Here is a 21,116-nt window from a genome sequence, read left to right as displayed (position 1 = left end):
GCGGTCTCTCTTTCTCCTTTTATTATCTCTCTATGGGTTTACTATTCTTATAGTACCCTCGACGCTCTTTGTTTCTCCATTACTTGTAACTTCCATCTTGATTGGAACCTCTCCAATTGCGCCAAGAGGCGGTTTTGCCTTAAATGAAACAGCCGAGCTGCTGCGACCACCAATTTTGAACATTCGCGTGTCTAAGCCTCTCCATACTTCCCAACCAGTCGGGAATATTACCTTTGCGCTGCCCTTTATCTCCGAACGCCTATTGTTCATAATTACCACGCCGACTGTTACGTCCTTTACATCAGCCCGGACATCTCTATCAGGAAGCCTTGACTCAATTTCAAATGGATCAACCACATCAAAACTCACTATAGCGCTTCCTAAGCGACCTGTCGAAGATTTCACCTCCGCGCCCAGCGCCCAGCTTCCAGAGCTCATATCTGATAGGACAGTCGCCCTGTAGTCCTTTGTCAAATGCTGTCCAGGGGGAATACTTTCTAATCGGGTCATCTCACTGCTCATATATTTGCCTGCCTTACCTTCACCAGCGATGAGATAACTGCGTACGTCAACAGTTTCATTGCCGCCATTGGTTATGTGCAGCTTTCCAACTACATCGTCACCCCGGGCAATCACGCTGTCTCTCAGGTCAAAGCCAAGCTCAAGAGGCTTGAGTGATACGATCTTTTTATCCACCAATGTGCACCCCTTTGTATCACCAAGCTCGTTGTTGGGTACCCAACCCGTCTCGTCCGGGCCTGCGTTCACAGCCAGCTGTAAACCAACCTGCCGTCCATTGCCGAATTTCAAACTCTTAATCAGTCTTGAAGGAATGCAAAGCTCGATCACATACGAGTCATCTGACTTGCTGCTCTTAATAGTTACCATAGAAGCCTCTTCTTGCGAGACCGGTAAAGCAATAGGCAGCTTGGTGTTTTTAGACTCATATCTGCTCACCGCCAGATTCATTGAACCATCGGTGCCGCGGGTTGTTCTAAACTCATAATTATCTTCACCATGAAACCAGCCATCGTCACCGCAATCGAGAACAACAAGAAAATCCAGAGGTCTATTTGATTTGACCGCGGCATACATGCAATTTGAATCCCAATCGGCAAATGTCGTCGCATTCCATCCCGGAACCTCAAAAGTGTAATATGTGTCCCATTCGCCATCTTCAACAGTTCCATCAATAACCGGCGTCCGTCGGAATACCTGGGTGTCGGGAGTAACTGACGGGATCTCATACTTGAAATCCGGGGAAATCGCGGCATTGTCGGGTGCAACTGCCGCTGTCTCATCTGACCAGGCACAGACGATCGATACTAACAGGAGCGCAATTGTAAGCACTATAACTGTATTTCGCACTTTTCTCCTCCATAATCACAAGAGATTTGTAGTGATTATAGTTCAGGTATTCAAGTCAGTCAACGCAAGCGTAACAATATCATGCCAGCGATATGATGCTTAATCACAATCAAAGACCTTAGTTTTCTGTCAGCGCTGTGATGTATCTGTGTTATTGTTGTCTGCGGTTGCCTGTCAAGATCAATATCGTAGAGAAGGAAAGATTAGAAATCTACTGTTGCCGGAGCACTACATTTCTCTGTCGTGATTAGATTGCACCAAAAGATGCCAATATCAGATATAGAAACAAACCATGTCTGCGTTGACAGCCGTCCAGAAATTGTGATAAACTTTCGAGACTTGGAAAAGGCAGCGCGAAAGGAGCATTACGCCTAATGCTTATACAAATTAAGGGCAAGAACTTTGAGGTGACCGACGCCCTTAAGGCATATGTTGAAAAAAAACTTCCTAAGCTTGAGAAATATTTTCACGATCTTAAGGGAGCAACAGTTACGATGAGCGTGCAGCGTGGGCTGCACGTGGTCGAGGTCCAACTTGAGGGCGACGGTATCCTTCTCCGAGGAGAAGAACGCCGTGGAACCGATATGTACGGTTCAATCGATCAGGTCGCTGAAAAACTGGAATCTCGTGTAAAGAAATTCAAAGGCAAGCTCTACGATAAGACCATCGCCGAAGGTCCCAAGGAAAAGGAAACAATCCGCGAGGGAATCAGGACCGAATCACTTGGCCCTGAAGGCTTTGAGGGCGAAATCGAAGAAGCGCCGACTGTGGTCCGCACCAAAAAGTTCGCAATGAAACCTATGACTCCCGAGGAAGCCGCCCAGCAGATGGAACTGCTCCACCATGACTTCTTTGTTTTCAGAAATGCTCAGACTGAAGACGTCAACGTGGTCTATAAGAGAGATGACGGTAACTACGGCCTTATTGAGCCGCTCTAGGTGTCAAAATGGATCGTTAATAGCAAAAACGCAGCAGCCATCCCGGAAACGCCGGGAAGGCGGTTTTTGCTGTACGTAAGGTTAGGCGGGAACAAGGCCCGCTATTTTAATAAGGGGATAAGCAAATGATCGTTACAACCAAGCAACTCTTCGAGCAAGCCTATGGCAAGTATGCTCTCGGCGCTTACAATATCAACAACGCCGAACAGACAATGGGCCTTTTCAAGGGCAACATGGACAGCAAGGCTCCGTTCATCATCCAGATTTCCAAGGGTGCCCGCTCCTACACCAACAAGCTGATGCTGGAGGGAATGATCCGCGCAGCAGATCAGATCTTCCCGGACGCAGTCTTTGCGGTGCATCTTGACCACGGCGACGAAGCAGCCTGCTACGACTGCATCGAGAGCGGATTCTACTCTTCAGTTATGATTGATGCAAGCCATGAGTCTTTTGAAGAGAACATCGCCATCACCAAGAGAGTAGTCGAGAAGGCTCATGCCAAGGGAATCAGCGTTGAAGCAGAACTCGGCCAACTCGGCGGAGTTGAAGAAGACATCAAAGTAGACGAAGACAAGGCTCATCTCACCGACCCCAAGCAGGCCGCTGAGTTTATTAAGCGCACGGGATGCGACAGCCTCGCATGCGCCATCGGCACCAGCCACGGCGCGTTCAAGTTCTCCGGCGGCCAGGGGCTCCACTTCGAAGTCATCGAGGGCATTCAGAAGCTGGTCCCGGGCTACCCGCTTGTAATGCACGGCTCTTCTTCCGTTCCTCAGGATGAGGTCGAAAGAATCAACGCCGCGGGCGGCGCATTGAAGGGCGCGAAGGGCGTTGACCCGGCGCAGTATCTACCCGCAGCTAAGCTGGGCGTCTGCAAGATCAATATCGATACCGACGGCCGTCTTGTATGGACCCGCGTTCACCGTGAGTTCTTCCGCGACAAGCCGGAAGTCTTTGACTTCAGACCGGTCGGCAAAATCTTTATTGAAGAGTACGCGAAGTTCATCGCCAGCCGCAATGAGCTGCTTGGCTCAGCGGGACACCTCGACGAAGTCCGCACGGCATTGAAATAATAGTCAAAGAGTGGAGAGTGGAGAGCTTTTGCCAGTCATGGCTTCAGCTTTCCACTTTCAGCTCTTTTCCACAAGGGGCTGCATTTACATGATATCTACCGTTACGCTCAATCCGGCACTCGACAAGACCATTCACATATCTAAACTCGCACCCAATGATACCAACCGCGTAATCAGCCTTGAGACTGATGCCGGAGGCAAAGGTATCAATTGTTCCCGCATGCTCTCCCGTCTTGGAGCCGAAACCACGGCGCTTGCCTTCCTCGGTGGAAATACCGGCGACTTTATTCGAATGGTGCTCGACAAGGCCGAGATTGATCTTGAGATCGTGCCTACTCAGAGGCCGACCAGGACCTGCATAGCCGTCGAAGAATCCGCAAACGTTCCCCCCACAACTTTTAATGAACGCGGCGGCCCTATCGAACATCAAGAGCTGGTGACGATGATCGAGAAGGTAAAGGATATCTCTCGCAAGTGCAAATATATGGTCTTTGGCGGGAGTGTGCCTACGGGAATCAACCAGGATGTATATAAAGTGCTGATCGAGATCGCTCAGGCGGGCGGCGCAAAGGCTGTGCTCGACGCCGACGGCGAGGCGCTCTCCGTAGGCCTCAAAGCAAAGCCGTTCATGATCAAGCCGAACCGCGATGAAGCCGAGCGTATATTGGGTAAGCAGTTCGAAAGCATAGCCGATGCAGCTCGCGGCGCTCTGTCTCTGGCCGAACGTGGTATCGAACTGGTAGTGATTTCTCTGGGTAAGCAGGGAGCCATCGCCTGTTACGAAAACGAGATCTATTACGCTGTGACACCCGCTGTCAAAACAATCAGCACAATCGGTTCGGGAGATTCGTTGATCGCGGGAATATTGTGGGCCTTGGAAAACGGCCGGGACGTGCAAGATGCGCTTAAAGCGGGCTGCGCCGCCGGCGCCGCAACCGCCATGAGCAGCGGCACCGATATCGGAAGCAGAGAAGATGTCGATAAGCTTATAGACGAGGTCAAGGTAACGGTCATACAGCCTGCGCCAAGCGTTTCGTAAAACTCCTTAAATATCACTTCCACCCATTGACATATAGCTTTCATGCGGCTAAATTGATCATGGGTGGGAAGCAACCAGGAGTGCGGACACGTGAAACTGGGTGAATTCAGGAAAATAGTGCGCTCGGAGTTTGGGGATAACCTTGCACACGCCACGCCTGCTAATGTCAGGGAATTTCTGGACCGGATGGAGACCGACGTCCTGCCGGAGGAGTTCTCCAACCGCATCATCCTCGATGAGCCGTGCAATTCATACGAAGAGGTTATTCGTGACTTCTTTGCACGGATACTTGAGATGCCTTCGGATGAGGCAATTGTCGCTCTATGGACACTCTCGCTCTACCTCGCTTTTTCTGCCATAGAGTCGCAGTATGCCGACCGTTTCGCGACTCTTTTCCAGGACTCCGAATAAACTCCTATCATATTCTGAAGGAATAGTAATCATCCGCGAAGAATGTGATGCATATGCATGATGTTGCTCCAATAATCGCAATTGTTATAGGTATTCCGGTCATAGGCGGACTCATAATCGCTCTGCTTCGGGGATGGCGGCTGAAGGCTCCTCAAGGAAGCGTAGCATCGCCTGAAAGAGACAGCATATAGACGAAATGAACACCCGTATTCTGCGTATGGACGACCTTGGAATGTCCGCTGCCAAGATAAACAACCTTGTCGTCAGCTCAGACAGGAAGTATCTCAAATGAAACTAGAGATAAGCTGGGTAAAGGAACAGAATATTGGAAACAGATAGCGAGGTACAGTGATGAAAACAATATGCATTGAACTGCCTGATAAGCTCGCTGACGCTTTGACAGGAATTTTGAGTCAGGGCTACTTCAAGTCGGAGGACGAAGCGGTGCGCTTCGCCCTGATGAAATTTATTGAAGATTGGAAACCTGCCCTGATTGAGCGCTTTCAACTAGAAGACATTGCGTGGGCAATTCAGCAAAAGGGCAGCTAAAATGACGATCATTGTCTGTGATACCGGCCCAATTCTACATCTTGCCGAAGCAGATGCGCTAAGTTTGCTCGGAGGAGCCGGGCAGATTCTAATTGCAAGTGCGGTTGAGAATGAACTGAGTTTATTGACGGCTGCAGAAATTAAGGCAGACTGGCTGCATGTAGTTGCACTGGAGCCAGCATATGCAGATAATGCCCTTACATTGCAAGCTTCGGGGTTGCTGCATATCGGAGAAGCACAGTCACTTGCACTGGTAAGACAAACCAATGCCACATGGTTTCTTACAGACGATGCGGCAGCACGGATGATGGCAACTTCTTTGGGAATCGAAGTGCATGGTTCATTGGGAATAGTCTTGTGGGCTGCTGCAAAAGGATATATAACCCGATCTATGACCGAGTGCTACATTGATAGGCTTGCGGAATCCTCACTCTGGATATCACCCCGCGTATTGGAACAAGCTAAATTCTCTCTGGACTTGCTTTTCGATAAATAAAGAAGAATAATTTACTGGCATATATAAGAACACCATATCATCAAGGAGGAGAAAGTATGTTGAAAAGGGCTTTAATTGCAATTCTATTATCTATGTTGGTGGTCGCGCTCGCTTCATGCGGCCCAAAGAAGGGGGCAGGCACCGTAACTGTGGCGTTTGTCACAAACAATGTCTCCGACTTCTGGAAAATTGCTCAGGCAGGCGCAGAGCAGGGAGCGAAAGACTTCAAATGCAAGTGTCTGGTCCAGATGCCCGTGCAGGGCACTGCCGGAGAGCAAAAGAGAATTCTCGAGGACTTGATCGTCAAGGGCGTCTCAGGTGTCGCAATTTCTCCTGTGAACCCCGAAAAAGTGGATATGCTCGATAAGGCCGCAAGCCAGGTGAACCTCATATGCATGGACTCCGACGCGCCCAAGAGCAAGAGGCTCTGCTATGTAGGCACCAGCAACTACGATGCAGGTAAGGTCGCCGGAACCCAGCTTATGAAGGCGCTGCCAAACGGCGGCAAGGTAATGGTCTACGTAGGCACTATGGACGCTCAAAATGCAGCGGACCGCTATAAGGGTATCGCCGATGCGCTCAAAGAAGGCAAAAGCAAAATACAAATCCTATCCGTTATGACTGACAACGCCGACCACGGCAAGGCTCGCAGAAATGTTGAAGACACGCTGGTAAAATACAGCGATATCGCGGGGCTTGTAGGGCTTTGGAGCTATAACGGCCCGGCCATATACAAAGCCGTGGAGAGCGCGGGCAAATCAGGCAAGGTCAAGGTTGTCTGCTTCGATGAAGACCCTGCGACTCTTGAAGGCGTCAAGAAGGGCACAATCTTCGCTACGATAGTCCAGCAGCCGTATAAGTTCGGCTATGAATCCGTGCGCATCCTTGCAGCTCTCGCACGAGGAGATAAGAGTGTAATTCCAAAAAACAAAGTCGTAGATACCGGGGTGCGAGTAATCGACAACAGCAATGTTGATAAGTTCTCTGCCGATCTAAACAAGATCCTGGGCAAAAAATAACAATCCTCCCCCATTTACAGAAAAGCCTCCGGCAAAATGCCGGAGGCTTTTCTCTTTCTATAGGCTATATAATTACCTGCAAGTCTGACTGAGCAGGCATGACCAGCGCCCTGAACAAGCTCCCGTTGTTGTAATATGTCGCGCTGATTGCGCTTAGCGCAACATATTTACCCAAGGCTGGTTTTGTCAGCGTGCCGCTGAATACCCTAACACCGATATAACCCGAGCCATCATCGCAGTTGCTGCCGTCATTTACGTAGAAACAGTCGGAGCCGACGTAGGTCACTTTGCCGGTCACCCGCACCAGCATACCGACATTATTGAGTCCCGCTGCCGAGGTGAAGACTCTTGAGGTCACCTGGCTTGTCGCGTCTTTGATCATGCGATACTCCATCACCGCCTGCTGGCCACCGAGCGCGCTTCCACCCAGAGCAGAGTTTTTCATCGCAAACGGACCCAGTGCCGACGAAACACCCGCGACTTGATAGGACTCTGCTTGTATACAGCGCTCACCATTAATAGTGCTGATGGTTCCGGTGACTGTCAAGAGGTTAGAAACAGTCGGAGCGACAGTCGAGATCATTCGTATTCCACCAAGACGGTTCGCGTCTTCGATGTATATGTATGAGCTGGTGCTGCACGTCACAACCGCATCCGAGACCTCAACCAACTCTCCGTCTGTCAGAGACTTAGCCTTTATTATCTTCGTTCTTGAGACAATCGTAAATGTCGAATCGCTTGTATCCGACACACTGCCGCCCACCAGGCTTGCCCTGACTTTATAGCCATGGCTGCCGGGCAGTCCTGTGGTGTTCCATGTGAACGAACCCGCGGCATAGGCAAGCGAGTCCGCCCCTGAAACAGGACGCCAGACACTGTCCAGGCCGGTGGTATACTCCAGTTTTACCTTCTCCGTGCTTTGCCACGTGCCGGAGGTCTGGAAATTGATCGTCACTTGCGCACCGGCAGTAAATTTCTCCCCCCCGTTAGGTGAGGTAACTGCAATTGCTTTACTGACGGTTGTGCTCGGGCCCATGCATGCTTCACGGATCATGGAATAATGGTCCGTCTCGACAGGTATGAAGGGCCCAAGAGCAACTATGCGCCCGCGCCCCGGAACGTCGCGATAGACTGCATAGGCGCGAGTCGGATTGTTATTGCGCATCGAGAGCACCTTTACGTCTGTCGGGATTTTGTCCACATAGAACTGCACGTGGTAGCCCCTGGACTGGATTATCTGGCCCACAGTGTATCCGGACGTAATCGTATCCGCAAGAGATATCAACTGATCATCCACACCGGCGTTGTAGTCCCAGTAGGTCCCGTAGCCGTTCAGACCTGCGCAGGCCGGCCAGAGAAATCCCGTAAAGGCTCCATAGCAGGCGGATGTGTCCATGAGCACAATTGTCTTTCCGGTCTGGAACCAGTCGGAGACGCTTTGCATATCGGCTGTCAGCGGACCGTTATCGGGAAGGACCAGTGTGTCCTGGCCCGAAAGATCGGCCGCGGCCAGGCTCGTCTTGACAGTCACCTGAAATCGCTGAGAAGCATCAGCGCTTAGAATATTGCTCAGGTCCGTATACGCATTGTTGTTGCTGCCGTAGAAATAAGAAGGAGCGGTTGCGCAGTTTAGAATTGCCACTTTCTTCTTGGACGAGATCGCAAATGAGTAGTAGCCTGCAGCGCTTGGGCTGCGGCCTTTGTTTTTAGACAGCGATGTGTCAGTGGCGGCAATGTAGTAGCTTATCGTATCACCGGCAGCCGTTCCACCGGGTATCTGCGCTTCGTAGACACTCGAGCCCTTGTCGGCCATTGCCAGAGCGACATCCGAGCCATTGTTCTTGTGATAGTAGAGGGTCACACTGCCGACGCCTGTGTTGTCGGTCACGGTCGCGTCCACTGTATATGGACCGACAGTGTTTCCGGTATTGCTTAGAGGCGTGTGTTGAATCGCAGGCGCGGTGCTGTCCGCGCGGACAAGGAAGTGATAAGGCTGAGCAGGGGCGAGCGACGGGCTTATCGCCTGCTGGCCGGTTATATCGACAGCCTGGATATAGTAGTAGATGGTCGTTCCGTTTGGCTTGGCGGGAATGTCGGCAATATAGCTGATTGAGTTTGCCTTGGTCATCACAATAGTATTGAATGTGCCGGTGCCGGTCGTATTCCACTTGACCACGGGCATTCCCGTCACAAGCGCGTTGCGCGCCTCTATATTTGCCTGGACACGGTAATATCCGGTGGTGACATCCGTGTCGGTAAGGGGCGTGTGCGAGATAGTCGGGCCGGTGGCGCATGCGACAGACGGATCACCGTATAGATTGAACACGCAGTGGTTCATCCATATGTCGTTCGGCACATCGAGCATCATCGCATAATGAGCATCTCCGCAGGGCAGTCCTTTGGTAATCAGCTCGTAGGCATATTTGTAGGTCATTGATGCGTTAGAGCCGGTCTGAGTGAAATCGACCTCACCCGGATAATACCAGGAGACTCTGGTTGCACAGTCTGTAGCGACTGCGCCCCTCTTCAGCATCGAATAGCCGAGATTTGTTGTAACCTCAGGAGAGCCGTTGAGGCAGGAGCACTGAAAGACGAACGATGGATATTTGTCATCCAGATACTGAGTCTGGCTGGAATACATTATGTCCGCGGCCGTGGTCTCATTGCCGTGTGTCCACCAGAAGTGGAACCCGGCATGCTGTTGCCATGCCGCAAGCACATTGGCATAGCTGCATGGCGTGTAATCGGGCGCAGGACTCAGGCTGTAAGTCTGCTCGTAGACCCGAGTGGTAGACAGGCCTTCCGGCAGAACAATATTATTGCGTATAGCCTCACCGAGGTTATAGCCCGGCGTGCTGGAGTCGGACGGCTTCATGCTCAAGAGCACGTTGCGCACCCAGGTGCCGCCATAGGTCCCCGATTCATAGTCAATAATCTTTTGCAGTATGGAATCAAGGTCTGAGATTGTCCCATAGTATGGAATACGGCCGACTATGACCTCGGGGTAGAGGTCTATGCCGCCCGTGCCGAAGTCCTGGCTGTCTTCGCCGTAATAGCCGTCGCCGTCTCGGTCCCAGTTTCCGGTGAGATCGGCATAAAAGTAATCGGAGGGCGCTTCCTGATATGTGCTTGAGGCATGACGGGGCCAGAGCATCTTCATAGGCACCGCGCCTGTGCCGGGGTTCGGGTTGCCGATCAGCAGGACGTAGTGAATGCCCTTGGTCAGATAATTTGCTTTTAGATACGCCCTTATATTATTGGCGGCCGTATCACCAGTGCCGCCTCCCCATGCGCTTTGCGTAATCACTGCCACGCTGTAGCCGCGGTTGGTCTTGTGATTTACGAAGGCCTGAAGTTTTGTGCTGGCTGCAACGACGTCCGTGGTGGTGAGAATTACGTAATCGGTGGCAGCCTGGGTCTCCGAATCGTTCGATGCGCTGGTTGCGCTCAGCATATGCGTCCCTTCAGTTGAAGATGTCGGATACCAGTCACTTGCCTGATCGTAGTTGACCGCAAGATCCGCCAAACTTTTTTCAGCCAGGACGTCTATCGGATACGTCGACGCAGACGAGTATGCTGAAATTGAAGCAGATAAACTGTAGGATACGTTTATCTCGCCCTCTGTAATTTGCCAAAGGCGCTTTGTATATGGATTGTAGGTAAACGGATAGTATTTGAACCGTACTAACCGCCACTGGCGCATATTGCCCACACTTGAAAGCTCGACGTTTGAGACAGGATACAGGCAGTCCGAGCCGTAGACCAGCGTATTGTGCCCGTTTTCGATCAGCTTGCCTGTCCCCCAGTCCGTGATGGTCTTACCGTCAACAATCGTCATAACAGGCGGCGACGGCGCAATGTCGTATTTGCCGTCGAGGGGCGTTGACGCGCGCCCGCTCAACGAGACCTCGACAGAGGAAGGGTCTGCGTTGGGTGGAAGCAGCACATGCATTTCCTTATATGGAAGCGCGGGGTTACCGGGGGAAGCGGAAACCGCATAGTCCGGTATTGATATCCGGGTGCCAGAGAGAGTCTGTTGAAATGTTGCTGTGCATTCCGGCAACGGCACCGATATTGTGTCCGCGCATACGAGCGACACACTTGCCGCGAATACGAACAGCGTAGCCATCAGCTTGTTCAATTAGTCTTTGTCCTCCTTCATGGTGGAAAATCGCCGTCCATGGAACTGAATTGTCCGGGCAGATATTGTCAGATTATAGAAGAGGTGTCAATAAGTCAACACTATCTCAGCGCCGGACGGCTTTTGAAGCGCATTTGATCAGCATTTGCGCGGCTATGTGTGACAGCAGCCAAGCGTATTGTGGTTTCATGTCGGTATTTTGAGAGCTCAACAATGCTCTTTTTGCGAACAGTTTGTGTTTGTGTTGCGGAGCGAAAGTCTGTGCTCAGCTTCACTAAACACTGTCTCTGCAGCGCCCTGCTCGATGACTCATCCAAATAAGAACAATTCAAGATTTCTTTTCTGATTGCGTCCGAGCATTAACATTGCAATCAATTTCGAGACACATTGGGGCCTTGACTCCATACATGTGCTGTGTTATCGTGGACGAGTTGGTCACATTTTTGCGATACAAGCAGTCGGCTTATCACTATTATGTACGGAGATAGACTATATGTTTGTTGCCGATCAAATTGATCAGGGTATTGACCTGGAGGTTCTTTCAAAGGCGGAACTGGTTGCGATGAACCGTGTGTTGATGCGTATGTTCGACTGGACGGACCCGCATGAATTTGTGCGCAGCCTGTTCTGCGAGCTCAAGAGCCTGTTCGATGTGCATGAGTGCGCGCTGTATGTCGCCGCGGAAGACGGCGCGGCACTCAAGCTTGACATCAATACCGGGGACGGCAGGAAGCATCTGCCCGACATAGTGCCGCACACATCCGACCTGTATTGCGCCATACTCTCCGGGCGCCGCGCAAGCGCAAAATCAGTTAAAAGCACTCAGCTACATCTTTTTGATGAATGGCCCGACTGTATCTTCCGCCCAATCTTCAGGCAATCGTCATTTGCCGCATGTCTTGCATTGGCGCATGCCGACGGCAGTGTCGACCTCATAGACATGATCCTCACCCAAGCCGTGACAGCGCTGGAACGGTTTTGGCGACCGCAAGGCCAACAAGACCGCCCTGTGCGATCGGATACTTCGTTCGATAATACAACAAGACTTACCACAAGGGAGGTAGAGGTTCTGAGCTTAATGGCTGACGGCCTGTCCAATAAACATATCGCGGAGCGGCTTTATATCAGCGTGGCGACATGCAAGCGACATGTCGAGAACGTGCTCTCAAAGCTGGAAGTCCACTCCAGATGCGCGGCGGCATCGATATGGCTGGCGCGGTCCGAGCATCGACAAAGCAGCCTGCATAGTCAATTTGGCCCATAATAAAATAGGCATTTTTGCCACTATCGGTTGTGGCTGGGCTTGAAATAGAATAAATGCGCCGGGCAACACATTGATTGCTCCGCCGGACTGATAGATGATATTGAGGAGTAAGGAGAAATTTCATGGAAGAAACCGCAGCCAGGGAAGGCTATGGGCTGTACTGCGCCGACATGGACGCACGCAACCCGGAACTTACGTACCACACACTAAAAGCGGCGATAGCCAACGCGCATATGCCTACGGCGCATCACAGTATACGTGTCAGAATATGCGCTTCGTTACTCGGGCAGGCATGCTCTCTGGACGGACGCCGAATGACTACTTTGGCTATTGCCGCCGAAATCCACGATATCGGCAAACTCTATATTTCACCTGGTCTTCTCGACAAGAGGGATATGCTTTCTCAAGAGGACTGGGCAATCCTCCGCAAACACCCTATGCTGGGCGCAAAGATAGCCGCAGCGGCATTCCCTCTTATGCCGGATGTGGCGGAATGCGTGCTTTGCCACCACGAGCGAGTAGACGGCAGCGGATATCCCCAAGCTCTTAAGAGCGATCAGTTTTCGCTTGAAGCCAAGATTATAGCAGTGGCGGATGTTTTTGTAGCTCTGCTGGAGGAAAGACCCTACAGGAGAGCATACAGTCCCGACCAGGCTCTTTCGATTCTGATAAAGGACGACGGAATAAAGTATGATAATATAGTTGTTAGTGCCGCCCAATCACTGCGCGGTTCGTTAACCGATTTTGGGGCATAAATAGTTCTACACTGCGGGAACGGCGGTATACACAGAGCGGTCATATTATCGCAAACGTAAGTTCCCGCAGTCTCCGCTGATACGGTTCCGGTTGATGGGTTAGGGCGAACGCACGAATAAACGTTTTGTGACGAGGTCCAAACACATCACCCGTATGATGGGTAAGGATCTCCGAATCCTTACTCGAGAACCAGTGCCGGATCTCCGAATCCGGCCATTCCAGCAAAGGTTGCGGGGTTCGGAGACCCCAATTCGGCATTAAGGTGACGATTCGGAGATCGCCACCTATCAGGTGATTTTCTACACTGCGGGAACGGCGGTATACACAGAGCAATCATATTATCGCGAACGTAAGTTCCCGCAGTCTCCACTGATATGGTTTCGGTTGATGGGTGACGACCATTTCCGATACCTAACACCTAACACCCGACACCCGAGCTGGATGCACTCGCCTGAAAAAATATAATATTTTTCTTGTCAGGGGCTAAAGATTCCCCTGTAGGAGTCCAATAATCTATATTGAAGATAATATAGGCGATAAGGGCAAACTCTTCGAAAGAAGGGGACGCAAAGCCTTCGGGACTACATTCCTATATGGAACAAGTCGGCCGGGCTGCCGTTTCCAAGCTTCGGGTTTGCCTTTTTTTATGTCTGATTAAGGCGATCTCCGAAGCAGTAGGGGGATCAAAATGAAAATCTCTCAAGTAGAATCAGGCAGAGCTGCATCAACGAGCGCTTCGCCGCAGGCTCACATATTGCCTAAGGACAGGCCCAGGGGCCTGGTATCCACAAGAGCGCAGAGGGCAAAAGACTTATCTCCTTTGGAACAGGGGATGGCTGTTGCCGAAGCGGCGATGGCGGATATCCCCGATATCCGGGAAGATATTGTCAACAAGCTCAAGGACCAGATTGCAAAAGGCGAGTATAAAATCGACGGCAAAGAGGTCGCCGAGATGATGCTCAGGCGGTCGGAAGCCGATAAAATAAGATAAGGCTCACCTTGACACAAAATAGACCCAAAGCGTATAATCTCTACAGACTAACATTTGATGAACGGCTAACAGTAAGTGGGTTTAGCGGATTTGGCTATGTAGCTAGCAATAATAGCAGCGTTGCCAAACCTTTCCCGCCGCTGAAAACGCAGTGACGTGCAATTCCAGCCGAACGCTGTCGATGGAGGAGGGATTATGGTTGGCACAGGTTCAGGTGAAACCCAATGAAAGTCTGGATAGCGCTCTGAAGCGGTTTAAGAAAGTGCTTCAGCAGACTGGTGTTCTCAAGGAAGCCAGAGAGCACGAGCACTATGAAAAACCGAGCGATAAGCGCCGTAAGGCAGAAGCCGCAAGGCGTCGCAAATTAAGCCGCAAGAGCTAGTATTCAGGATTCTGGACTATGTCGCTAATTGACACGCTTCAACAAAATATGAAGCAGGCTCTAAAGAGTAAGGATGCGTTGACACTCTCAACCATCCGGCTTATTCTGTCATCGGTGAGCTATGCCCGTATTGCAAAGGGCAGCCAGCTCACCGATGACGAGGTTATCGGCGTAATTGCCAAGGAGGCAAAGCAGCGCCGTGAGACAATAGAGTCGGCAATAAGCGGGGACCGCATGGATATCGCGGACCGCGAAAAGGCCGAGCTCGACATTCTGCAGTCTTACCTTCCCCAACAGCTTGACCAGGCGGATATCGAAAGCATTGTCAGGCAGATTGTCGCCGAGGTTGGCGCCACCGACATCAAGGACCGCGGCAAGGTCATGGGTCCCGTGATGCAAAAGGTCAAGGGCCGAGCCGATGGAAAGCTCGTCAGCCAAATCGTCGAGAATGTGCTGCGAGGGTAACACCTCTTTATTATGAAACCACACTTGCCTCGAATCAAACGGAGCGCAAAGAATATCTCGGACAAACGTCCCCTGTTGGACTTTCAAAGGGCTGGGCTGGCAATCGCCACAGTCCTGGTGCTCTCATTCCTGCTTTCCATACATCTGCTGCCGGGCAAAGTGTCGCTAAAGCTCGGTGACACCGCACCTGAGACTATCTACGCACACCGCACTGTCCGCTATGTGGACTCCTCCGAGACAACTGCGCGAACGAAAACCGCTATCCAGAGTGTGGGCGCGGTCTATGACAGCGTGCCCGACGCCGAGGCCGATGCAGTCAAATCAGTAAAGATTCTCTTTAGCGCAGTCAGTGATGCAGCACAGGAGCAGTCGACAGGGCGGGTGCGCGAGAAGCTGGGCAAGCAGTTAAGTTCAAAAGTCTCGGACGACATTCTCAAGGGGCTGATCGGTCTGGACGCAAAGTCGGCGAAAAAGGTCGAAGAAGGCGCGGCGCGGTTGGTCAGTATCGCTATGGACAGAGAGCTGCGCGCGGACCAGCCCGATATGCGAGCCGCCCGCCAGGACGTGGTACAGGCTGCAAAGAGAATGTTCACCAAGTCCTCCGAGGCAAACCTTGCCGGTCAGGTCGCCGCTATAGCCCTGGAGCCAAACCGGATCTACAACAAAGAGCAGACCATGGCCCTCAAGAAGCAGGCAATGCGAAGTGTGGTGCCCGCCAATAAAATTATTACACGGGGAGAGCCTGTTATCGAAAAGGGTGAGCCCGTCTCGCGCGAACACCTCGATAAGTTCGATGCTCTGGAACTCAGACACCCCAAACTCGACTACGTCTCAGTCTTCTCATATATGCTGCTGATGATCCTGATGGTGTGGATCGTAGTTGCGTATCTGTGGCGCTATCATAACGATGTCTACTCCAACACCAAAGCAATGTGGCTGCTGGCGCTGATCGTCATGTTCAGCACGCTTGCCCTGCGCCTTGGCGGAAGCACCCTTGGCCTGAACCTCAGCCCCACGCAAGTCGGTTATCTGGGGATCTTGTGGGTAGTGGCTGCGGGAATGTTTATGGCCGTGCTGATAAACCCGCAGGTCTCGGTCGTAGTTGTGGCGATGCTCTCGATAGTGCTTTCGCTGCTATTGAACAATGAACTCAAATACGCGACCAGCGCGCTGGTCACCGCCATGGTCGGCATCTACAGCGTAGCCAACATACGTGACCGCAGCGACGTCATGCGCGCCGGCGGAGCCATATCGGCCGTCGGGATAATGCTGGTCTGGATTACAGGCGGAATAGCCAACGATCCACTGCAGACTCTTATCGAGGGCACCATATGGGCAGGAGTGGTGGTGCCTCTGGTGGCCACCTCGCTCTTTTTCTTCGGCATAGCCCCGCTTGAGAGGCCCTTCGAGAGGACAACACATATCTCGCTGCTCGAACTGGCCGATACCAACAAGCCCCTGCTTCGCCGTCTGGTGGTCGAAGCCCCGGGCACTTATACGCACAGCATGATCGTTGGCCACCTCGCAGAAGCTGCGGCAGAAAAGATAGGCGCGGACCCGCTGGTGGCGAGGGTAGCCTCGTATTATCACGACATAGGCAAGATCCGCAGGCCGCACTTTTTTATCGAAAACCAAAATATCGAAAACATACACGACCGCATGAACCCGACCCTTTCGGCGCTGGTGATCACCTCGCACATAAAAGACGGCCTGGAAATAGCCCAGGAGTTCCGCGTGCCCAAGATCGTGCTCGACATTATTAACCAGCATCACGGAACCTCGCTGGTGCAGTATTTCTATAACCAGTATACGGGTGAGCAGGAGCCCTCGACCGCACTGGAGCAGCAGTTCAGATATCCCGGCCCAAAGCCGCAGACCAAGGAAGCTGCCGTGGTCATGCTGGCGGACTCAGTCGAGGCCGCATCGCGCGGGCTTTCAAAGCCGACTCCAGCCAAGATCGAGCTGCTGGTGAACCAGATAGTGGCGGATAAGCTGCGCGATGGCCAGCTCGACGAGTGCGAACTGACGTTTAAGGACTTGAGCCGTATTACGGATTGCTTTGTGCGCGGCTTAACAAGTATCATGCATGCAAGGATAGATTATGGCGACGCGATGGGCGTCGAGGACAGGAAGCCCACTGCAGATGAAGATTCTGATTCAGAACTCACAGAAAATACCGGTGAAACCCAGCCGGATGCGGAGAATAGCTCAAAAGCTGTTGACGGCTGAAAACTGCCCGGACAACACCGAAGTCAGCGTGCTGCTCACAGACGACGAGCAGATCGCCGGGCTCAACAAGCAGTATCGCGACGTGGACGGCCCCACGGATGTGCTCAGCTTCTCTCAGATAGAAGGTGAAGACGATTTCTCTCAAGAAGTGGATGACGGAATGCTGGGAGATGTCGTAATATCAGTGGAGAGAGCGCAGATCCAATCGCAGGCGCAGGGCAATACCCTCGACCAGGAGATCGACATGCTCCTGGTCCACGGCATACTTCATCTGCTGGGTTACGACCATGCCGAGCCGGACGAAGAGAAAGCGATGTTTTCCCGTCAGGCAGAAACCCTTGGGATTTAGTAATGAGTATTTTATATTGATTATTTGTTGTATAGGATAGTAGATGAGACTTTTTAAAAACCCCGCGAACGGGTTCAAATACGCCATAGAAGGTGTGGTGCATGTATTCCGCACACAGCGCCATATGCGTTTTCACTTTTTAACGCTGGTGCTGGTGCTGGTCGTCAGCCTGGTATTCAAACTCAGCCGCGAAGAAGTAATCGTGCTGCTCTTCACCATCAGCCTTGTGCTTATGGCCGAAATGTTCAATACGGCGATCGAGGCTGTGGTCGATCTGGTCACTCAGACCTATCATCCGTTGGCTAAATTCGCCAAAGACATAGCGGCAGGCGCGGTGCTGATCACCACTATCAATGCGCTGGCGGTAGGCTTCCTGCTCTTCCCGGGCGGCGACAGGCTGCAAATGATGAGCAGCGATATCGGCCTGCATGTTCCCGACTGGCCGACTATAATGGTGGTCACATTCCTGCTGATTGCGGTTATGATAACCATGTGGAAAGTGGCGGGCGGAAAGGGAAAACTGCTAAAAGGCGGGGTCGTCAGCGGTCACAGCGCTATAGGGTTTTTCCTGGCGACAACCATAATGTTCATGACACAAAAAATCGCCGTGGCGATCATGGCGTTTTTGTTGGCGGTATTAATAGCGCAAAGTAGAGTAGAAGGAGGTATACATACCCTCAGGGAAGTTATATGGGGAGCGCTGCTTGCCACAGGAATCGCTTGCGTGGTGTATGCGGTGCTTTCACCTGTCTTTCCGTTGGGATAGAGGGTAGCACACAAGTGGACGAAGACCCAAACCGTATTTTGCCGCAGATAGCGCTGATAGCTGTATTGGTGCTTATAAATGCGTTCTTTTCAGCAGCGGAGATCGCTCTGGTCTCCGTGAGAAGAACGCGCATAAAACAACTTGTCGAGGAGGGCGACGCGAGGGCGAAGACCGTCCAGGCTCTGCTGGACAAGCCGACGAACTTTATGGCCACGACGCAGATCGGGGTCACGCTGGTAGGTTTCCTTGCCTCTGCGTTCGCTGCCGTGAACCTCTCATACTACCCCGCGAAGTGGCTGAGTTTGCTGGGCATCTCTTACGCGACCGCAAGAGCTGTCTCGGTGTTTGTCATCACGATGGCTATAGGCTTTTTCACCCTTGTGCTGGGTGAGATCGCGCCTAAGAACCTGGCCATGCAGCGCGCGGAGAAGTTTGCGCTGGCCGTCGCGGGCACTATCCGCCTCTTGTCATATTTGATGCTGCCCGCAGTGAAGATTGTCGGGTTCTTTGCAGATTTGGTGGTGCGGCCCTTCGGTCTGCACGCAACTTTCTCAGCGCCGGTCCTTACAGAAGAAGAACTCAAGATGCTGGTCGAGGCGGGTGAAGAAGAGGGCGTGATCGAGATCGAAGAGAAAGAGATGATCCATTCGATCTTCGACTTCACCGACACTGTCGCGCGCCAGGTGATGAAGCCGCGAACCGATATCCATGCAGCCCCGATCACCAGCACTCTTGATGAGCTGCTCGACGTTATCACAACCACGGGCCACTCGCGCATCCCGATCTATGAAGAAAACATAGACAACATAGTCGGCATAGTCCATGCCAAAGACCTGCTGCCGATCCTGCGCCAGGATAAGCGCCTGCTGGATATCAAGACCGTAATGCGTGAGGCGTATTATATTCCCGAGACCAAAGATGTCGACGAGCTTCTTGCCGAGTTCAAGCGCGGTAATATCCAGATGGCTATAGTCCGCGACGAATACGGTGGGACTGCCGGCCTGGTAACTGTCGAAGACCTGCTGGAGGAGATCGTCGGCGAAATCAGGGACGAGTATGATATCGAAGAGCCTTTGATCCAAATTATTGACGAGGACCATGCAAAAGTCAGCGCCCGCATGAGCATAGACGAACTCAACGATGAGATGAACCTCGAAATCCCCTTAAGTGAGGAATACGAGACAATCGGCGGGTTCGTGTTCGACATTTTCGGCAGACAGCCTGCTGAAGGCGAGATTATCAGCTTTGAGAATGTAGATTTCACAGTCGAAGAAGTTGAGGGAGGCAGGCTCCACACCATCTACGTCACTCGCACCGACAGGCCCAAAGAGTCTTCCGAAGACCCTGCCGCCGCCAACGGCAAACCCAAAAAGATTTAGTATTTGATATTTTATATTGGGTATTTACTATGATTCAAATCCCTCCGGGTATCTTGCCCGGAGGGATTTGTGTTTATCCGGTTCCGCAATTTCAGTTTCGCTAATATGTTTTCTGATACGACCACAACCAGCCGCCGCCGCTCCAGTTGCCGTTTCCGTCTACATTTGCCGAATAGTGCGCGGTGTCGATTGTAGTATCGGTAATATGCATCACATTCACGCCGCCATACTCAGTCAAAGCGCCGTCATCATACACATCGTAGCCGTTCCAGGTATAGTGCGTGGTGCTGTGTGTATGGCCGTGCAGTATGGCTATAACATTATAGCCCGCTATTGCATTGGCCAGCAGTTGACGCTGCGCGTAGCTCCACCACTCCTCGTCGTCATTGAGAGCATAGTGCATAAAGAGGATGACAGGCGTATCGGTGCCCACACCGGCAAGATCGTTTGCCAGCCAACTCAGAACATACGAGTCGGGGTAACGGCCCAATGCGGCAAAGTGGATGCCGTCGATGTTGAACGAGTAATATACATTGCCGTTTGTGGAGTTGCAATTGCCGTATTGAGCCTTTAGCTTTGTAGCTACCCATTGAGATGTGCCTAGCGTGTAGCCGCACCATCTCCACCAGTCGTGATTGCCGGGTACGGCATAGCGGGGATATCTCAGCCGATTATTGTCTCCCTGCACTCCATATAGCGGGAAGTTATAGTCGAACCCGTTCCACTGGTGCGTGTAATTGCGGTTGGTGTACCATTGCGGGGCATCGCTGGCATATGTAGTGCCCCATGCGCCGCCATCGGCAAGGTCGCCGCACGCTATAAAAGCGCTCGGTGTCGGGACGGTTCCGTAAGGCCAAGCCATACCGGGCAGATTGTTCATTGCCTGCACGCCTGCCCTGGACCTGTCGGTGATCATCCCTCCGGGGTAGTGCATCTCTGATGCGAAAAAGATGGTAAAGTCAGTCGCCCAGGCTCCTGTTGCCAGAAGCAAGCACATAACGATTGCAAACAAAATCTTTACTGATTTCATTTCCCGATCCCTCCTCATTTTGACTGCCGTTCACAATATTGCGGAACCGAATCGAGCTGAAGAATACCCTGTCTGCGCATGCATTAAACGCCCGGTTGGTCTGTTTGTGAAATATATTTTATGATATATCTATTAGCACATCATATTATGTTTCATCCTGGACAATGTATTTCAAAAGCGGGCAGATCATTGGTTGTCGCGCACACGCCCGGCCTGTTGGCTACTCGTGAACAACATTTAACCAAAATACCATGGTCCGTTAACCACATTTTGGCCGAGTTGTCGTCTTATAATATGGAAGGCAATTTTTTTCAGGGGTCTGCGAGATTTCGCAGGCTCCTTTTTTGCGTCTGACGCGAAGGAGGAACCCATGTCGTTCACCACGCCACTGCCGGACTCAAAGATCAACCAGACCGCACGAAACAGACTCGGCGAAGCCATCTATCTGCTCGCCCACATCATCCGCAAGGC

The 21,116-nt window shown here is 51.9% G+C and carries 19 protein-coding genes and 1 riboswitch; of the genes, 16 read left to right on the top strand and 3 right to left on the bottom strand.

Annotated elements, in window-relative coordinates:
- Positions 1–30: 30 nt before the first annotated feature.
- On the bottom strand, positions 31–1,368 hold the full coding sequence (locus tag ABFD83_07305; GenBank protein MEN6356877.1) for a hypothetical protein: 1,338 nt from the start codon (positions 1,366–1,368) through the stop codon (positions 31–33).
- Positions 1,369–1,742: 374 nt separating this feature from the next.
- Between ABFD83_07305 and raiA the strand changes: the two genes are divergently transcribed.
- From raiA to ABFD83_07270, 7 genes are all read left to right on the top strand, one after another.
- Positions 1,743–2,306, top strand: coding sequence for a ribosome-associated translation inhibitor RaiA (gene raiA, locus ABFD83_07300; GenBank protein MEN6356876.1), 564 nt, complete (start codon positions 1,743–1,745; stop codon positions 2,304–2,306).
- A 125-nt stretch (positions 2,307–2,431) separates the two neighbouring features.
- Complete coding sequence (locus ABFD83_07295; GenBank protein MEN6356875.1) at positions 2,432–3,379, top strand: ketose-bisphosphate aldolase; 948 nt, start codon at positions 2,432–2,434, stop codon at positions 3,377–3,379.
- Positions 3,380–3,467: 88 nt separating this feature from the next.
- The gene (gene pfkB, locus ABFD83_07290; GenBank protein MEN6356874.1) at positions 3,468–4,418 is read left to right on the top strand and encodes a 1-phosphofructokinase; all 951 of its coding nucleotides are present in this window, start codon (positions 3,468–3,470) and stop codon (positions 4,416–4,418) included.
- Between the two features lie 90 nt (positions 4,419–4,508).
- Positions 4,509–4,829 carry a hypothetical protein gene (locus ABFD83_07285; GenBank protein MEN6356873.1) on the top strand — a complete coding sequence of 107 codons (321 nt, stop codon included), beginning with the start codon at positions 4,509–4,511 and terminating at the stop codon, positions 4,827–4,829.
- Positions 4,830–5,180: 351 nt separating this feature from the next.
- Positions 5,181–5,378 carry a hypothetical protein gene (locus tag ABFD83_07280; protein ID MEN6356872.1) on the top strand — a complete coding sequence of 66 codons (198 nt, stop codon included), beginning with the start codon at positions 5,181–5,183 and terminating at the stop codon, positions 5,376–5,378.
- Between the two features lies 1 nt (position 5,379).
- Entirely contained in the window at positions 5,380–5,874 is a 495-nt protein-coding gene (locus ABFD83_07275) for a DUF3368 domain-containing protein (protein MEN6356871.1), read from the top strand.
- Positions 5,875–5,930: 56 nt separating this feature from the next.
- Positions 5,931–6,893 (top strand): sugar-binding protein, encoded by a 963-nt coding sequence (locus ABFD83_07270; protein ID MEN6356870.1) that lies wholly within the window; start codon positions 5,931–5,933, stop codon positions 6,891–6,893.
- Between the two features lie 64 nt (positions 6,894–6,957).
- On the opposite strand, the gene ABFD83_07265 is transcribed toward ABFD83_07270, so the two are convergent.
- The gene (locus ABFD83_07265; GenBank protein ID MEN6356869.1) at positions 6,958–11,034 is read right to left on the bottom strand and encodes a C25 family peptidase propeptide domain-containing protein; all 4,077 of its coding nucleotides are present in this window, start codon (positions 11,032–11,034) and stop codon (positions 6,958–6,960) included.
- A gap of 493 nt (positions 11,035–11,527) precedes the next feature.
- On the opposite strand from ABFD83_07265, the gene ABFD83_07260 reads away from it, so the two are divergent.
- The 9 genes from ABFD83_07260 to ABFD83_07220 all read left to right on the top strand — a co-directional run bounded on the left by ABFD83_07260 (position 11,528) and on the right by ABFD83_07220 (position 19,615).
- Entirely contained in the window at positions 11,528–12,298 is a 771-nt protein-coding gene (locus ABFD83_07260) for a LuxR C-terminal-related transcriptional regulator (GenBank protein ID MEN6356868.1), read from the top strand.
- Positions 12,299–12,420: 122 nt separating this feature from the next.
- Complete coding sequence (locus ABFD83_07255) at positions 12,421–13,053, top strand: HD domain-containing phosphohydrolase (GenBank protein ID MEN6356867.1); 633 nt, start codon at positions 12,421–12,423, stop codon at positions 13,051–13,053.
- A gap of 532 nt (positions 13,054–13,585) precedes the next feature.
- Positions 13,586–13,674, top strand: a riboswitch (cyclic di-GMP riboswitch).
- Between the two features lie 68 nt (positions 13,675–13,742).
- Positions 13,743–14,045: a flagellar biosynthesis anti-sigma factor FlgM gene (gene flgM, locus ABFD83_07250; protein ID MEN6356866.1), complete on the top strand. Its 303-nt coding sequence runs from the start codon at positions 13,743–13,745 to the stop codon at positions 14,043–14,045.
- A gap of 199 nt (positions 14,046–14,244) precedes the next feature.
- A complete protein-coding gene (rpsU, locus tag ABFD83_07245) occupies positions 14,245–14,427 on the top strand; it encodes a 30S ribosomal protein S21 (protein MEN6356865.1) in 183 nt (60 codons plus the stop codon).
- A gap of 18 nt (positions 14,428–14,445) precedes the next feature.
- Positions 14,446–14,892 (top strand): GatB/YqeY domain-containing protein, encoded by a 447-nt coding sequence (locus ABFD83_07240; GenBank protein MEN6356864.1) that lies wholly within the window; start codon positions 14,446–14,448, stop codon positions 14,890–14,892.
- A 75-nt stretch (positions 14,893–14,967) separates the two neighbouring features.
- On the top strand, positions 14,968–17,121 hold the full coding sequence (locus ABFD83_07235; protein ID MEN6356863.1) for an HDIG domain-containing metalloprotein: 2,154 nt from the start codon (positions 14,968–14,970) through the stop codon (positions 17,119–17,121).
- Positions 17,087–17,470 (top strand): rRNA maturation RNase YbeY, encoded by a 384-nt coding sequence (ybeY, locus tag ABFD83_07230; GenBank protein ID MEN6356862.1) that lies wholly within the window; start codon positions 17,087–17,089, stop codon positions 17,468–17,470. Before ABFD83_07235 ends, ybeY begins: the two co-directional genes overlap by 35 nt.
- A 43-nt stretch (positions 17,471–17,513) precedes the next feature.
- A complete protein-coding gene (locus ABFD83_07225; protein ID MEN6356861.1) occupies positions 17,514–18,236 on the top strand; it encodes a diacylglycerol kinase in 723 nt (240 codons plus the stop codon).
- Between the two features lie 14 nt (positions 18,237–18,250).
- Positions 18,251–19,615: a hemolysin family protein gene (locus ABFD83_07220; protein ID MEN6356860.1), complete on the top strand. Its 1,365-nt coding sequence runs from the start codon at positions 18,251–18,253 to the stop codon at positions 19,613–19,615.
- Between the two features lie 100 nt (positions 19,616–19,715).
- Here the strand turns inward: ABFD83_07220 and ABFD83_07215 are convergent, their stop codons facing one another.
- Positions 19,716–20,645, bottom strand: a complete 930-nt coding sequence (locus tag ABFD83_07215; protein MEN6356859.1) for a metallophosphoesterase — start codon at positions 20,643–20,645, stop codon at positions 19,716–19,718.
- Positions 20,646–21,116 lie beyond the last annotated feature (471 nt).

The organism is Armatimonadota bacterium, from assembly GCA_039679645.1.
Taxonomy (GTDB): domain Bacteria; phylum Armatimonadota; class UBA5829; order UBA5829; family UBA5829; genus UBA5829.
This window is presented reverse-complemented; position numbering and strand designations above follow the sequence as displayed.

Bases quoted from the DNA above. Each gene is read 5' to 3' on its own strand.
- ABFD83_07240 (MEN6356864.1), top strand. From the start codon at position 14,446: ATGTCGCTAATTGACACGCTTCAACAAAATATGAAGCAGGCTCTAAAG.
- ABFD83_07275 (MEN6356871.1), top strand. From the start codon at position 5,380: ATGACGATCATTGTCTGTGATACCGGCCCAATTCTACATCTTGCCGAA.
- raiA (MEN6356876.1), top strand. From the start codon at position 1,743: ATGCTTATACAAATTAAGGGCAAGAACTTTGAGGTGACCGACGCCCTT.
- ABFD83_07280 (MEN6356872.1), top strand. From the start codon at position 5,181: ATGAAAACAATATGCATTGAACTGCCTGATAAGCTCGCTGACGCTTTG.
- ybeY (MEN6356862.1), top strand. From the start codon at position 17,087: ATGCGGAGAATAGCTCAAAAGCTGTTGACGGCTGAAAACTGCCCGGAC.
- pfkB (MEN6356874.1), top strand. From the start codon at position 3,468: ATGATATCTACCGTTACGCTCAATCCGGCACTCGACAAGACCATTCAC.
- flgM (MEN6356866.1), top strand. From the start codon at position 13,743: ATGAAAATCTCTCAAGTAGAATCAGGCAGAGCTGCATCAACGAGCGCT.
- ABFD83_07215 (MEN6356859.1), bottom strand. From the start codon at position 20,645: ATGAAATCAGTAAAGATTTTGTTTGCAATCGTTATGTGCTTGCTTCTG.
- ABFD83_07295 (MEN6356875.1), top strand. From the start codon at position 2,432: ATGATCGTTACAACCAAGCAACTCTTCGAGCAAGCCTATGGCAAGTAT.
- ABFD83_07225 (MEN6356861.1), top strand. From the start codon at position 17,514: ATGAGACTTTTTAAAAACCCCGCGAACGGGTTCAAATACGCCATAGAA.
- ABFD83_07260 (MEN6356868.1), top strand. From the start codon at position 11,528: ATGTTTGTTGCCGATCAAATTGATCAGGGTATTGACCTGGAGGTTCTT.
- ABFD83_07270 (MEN6356870.1), top strand. From the start codon at position 5,931: ATGTTGAAAAGGGCTTTAATTGCAATTCTATTATCTATGTTGGTGGTC.
- ABFD83_07255 (MEN6356867.1), top strand. From the start codon at position 12,421: ATGGAAGAAACCGCAGCCAGGGAAGGCTATGGGCTGTACTGCGCCGAC.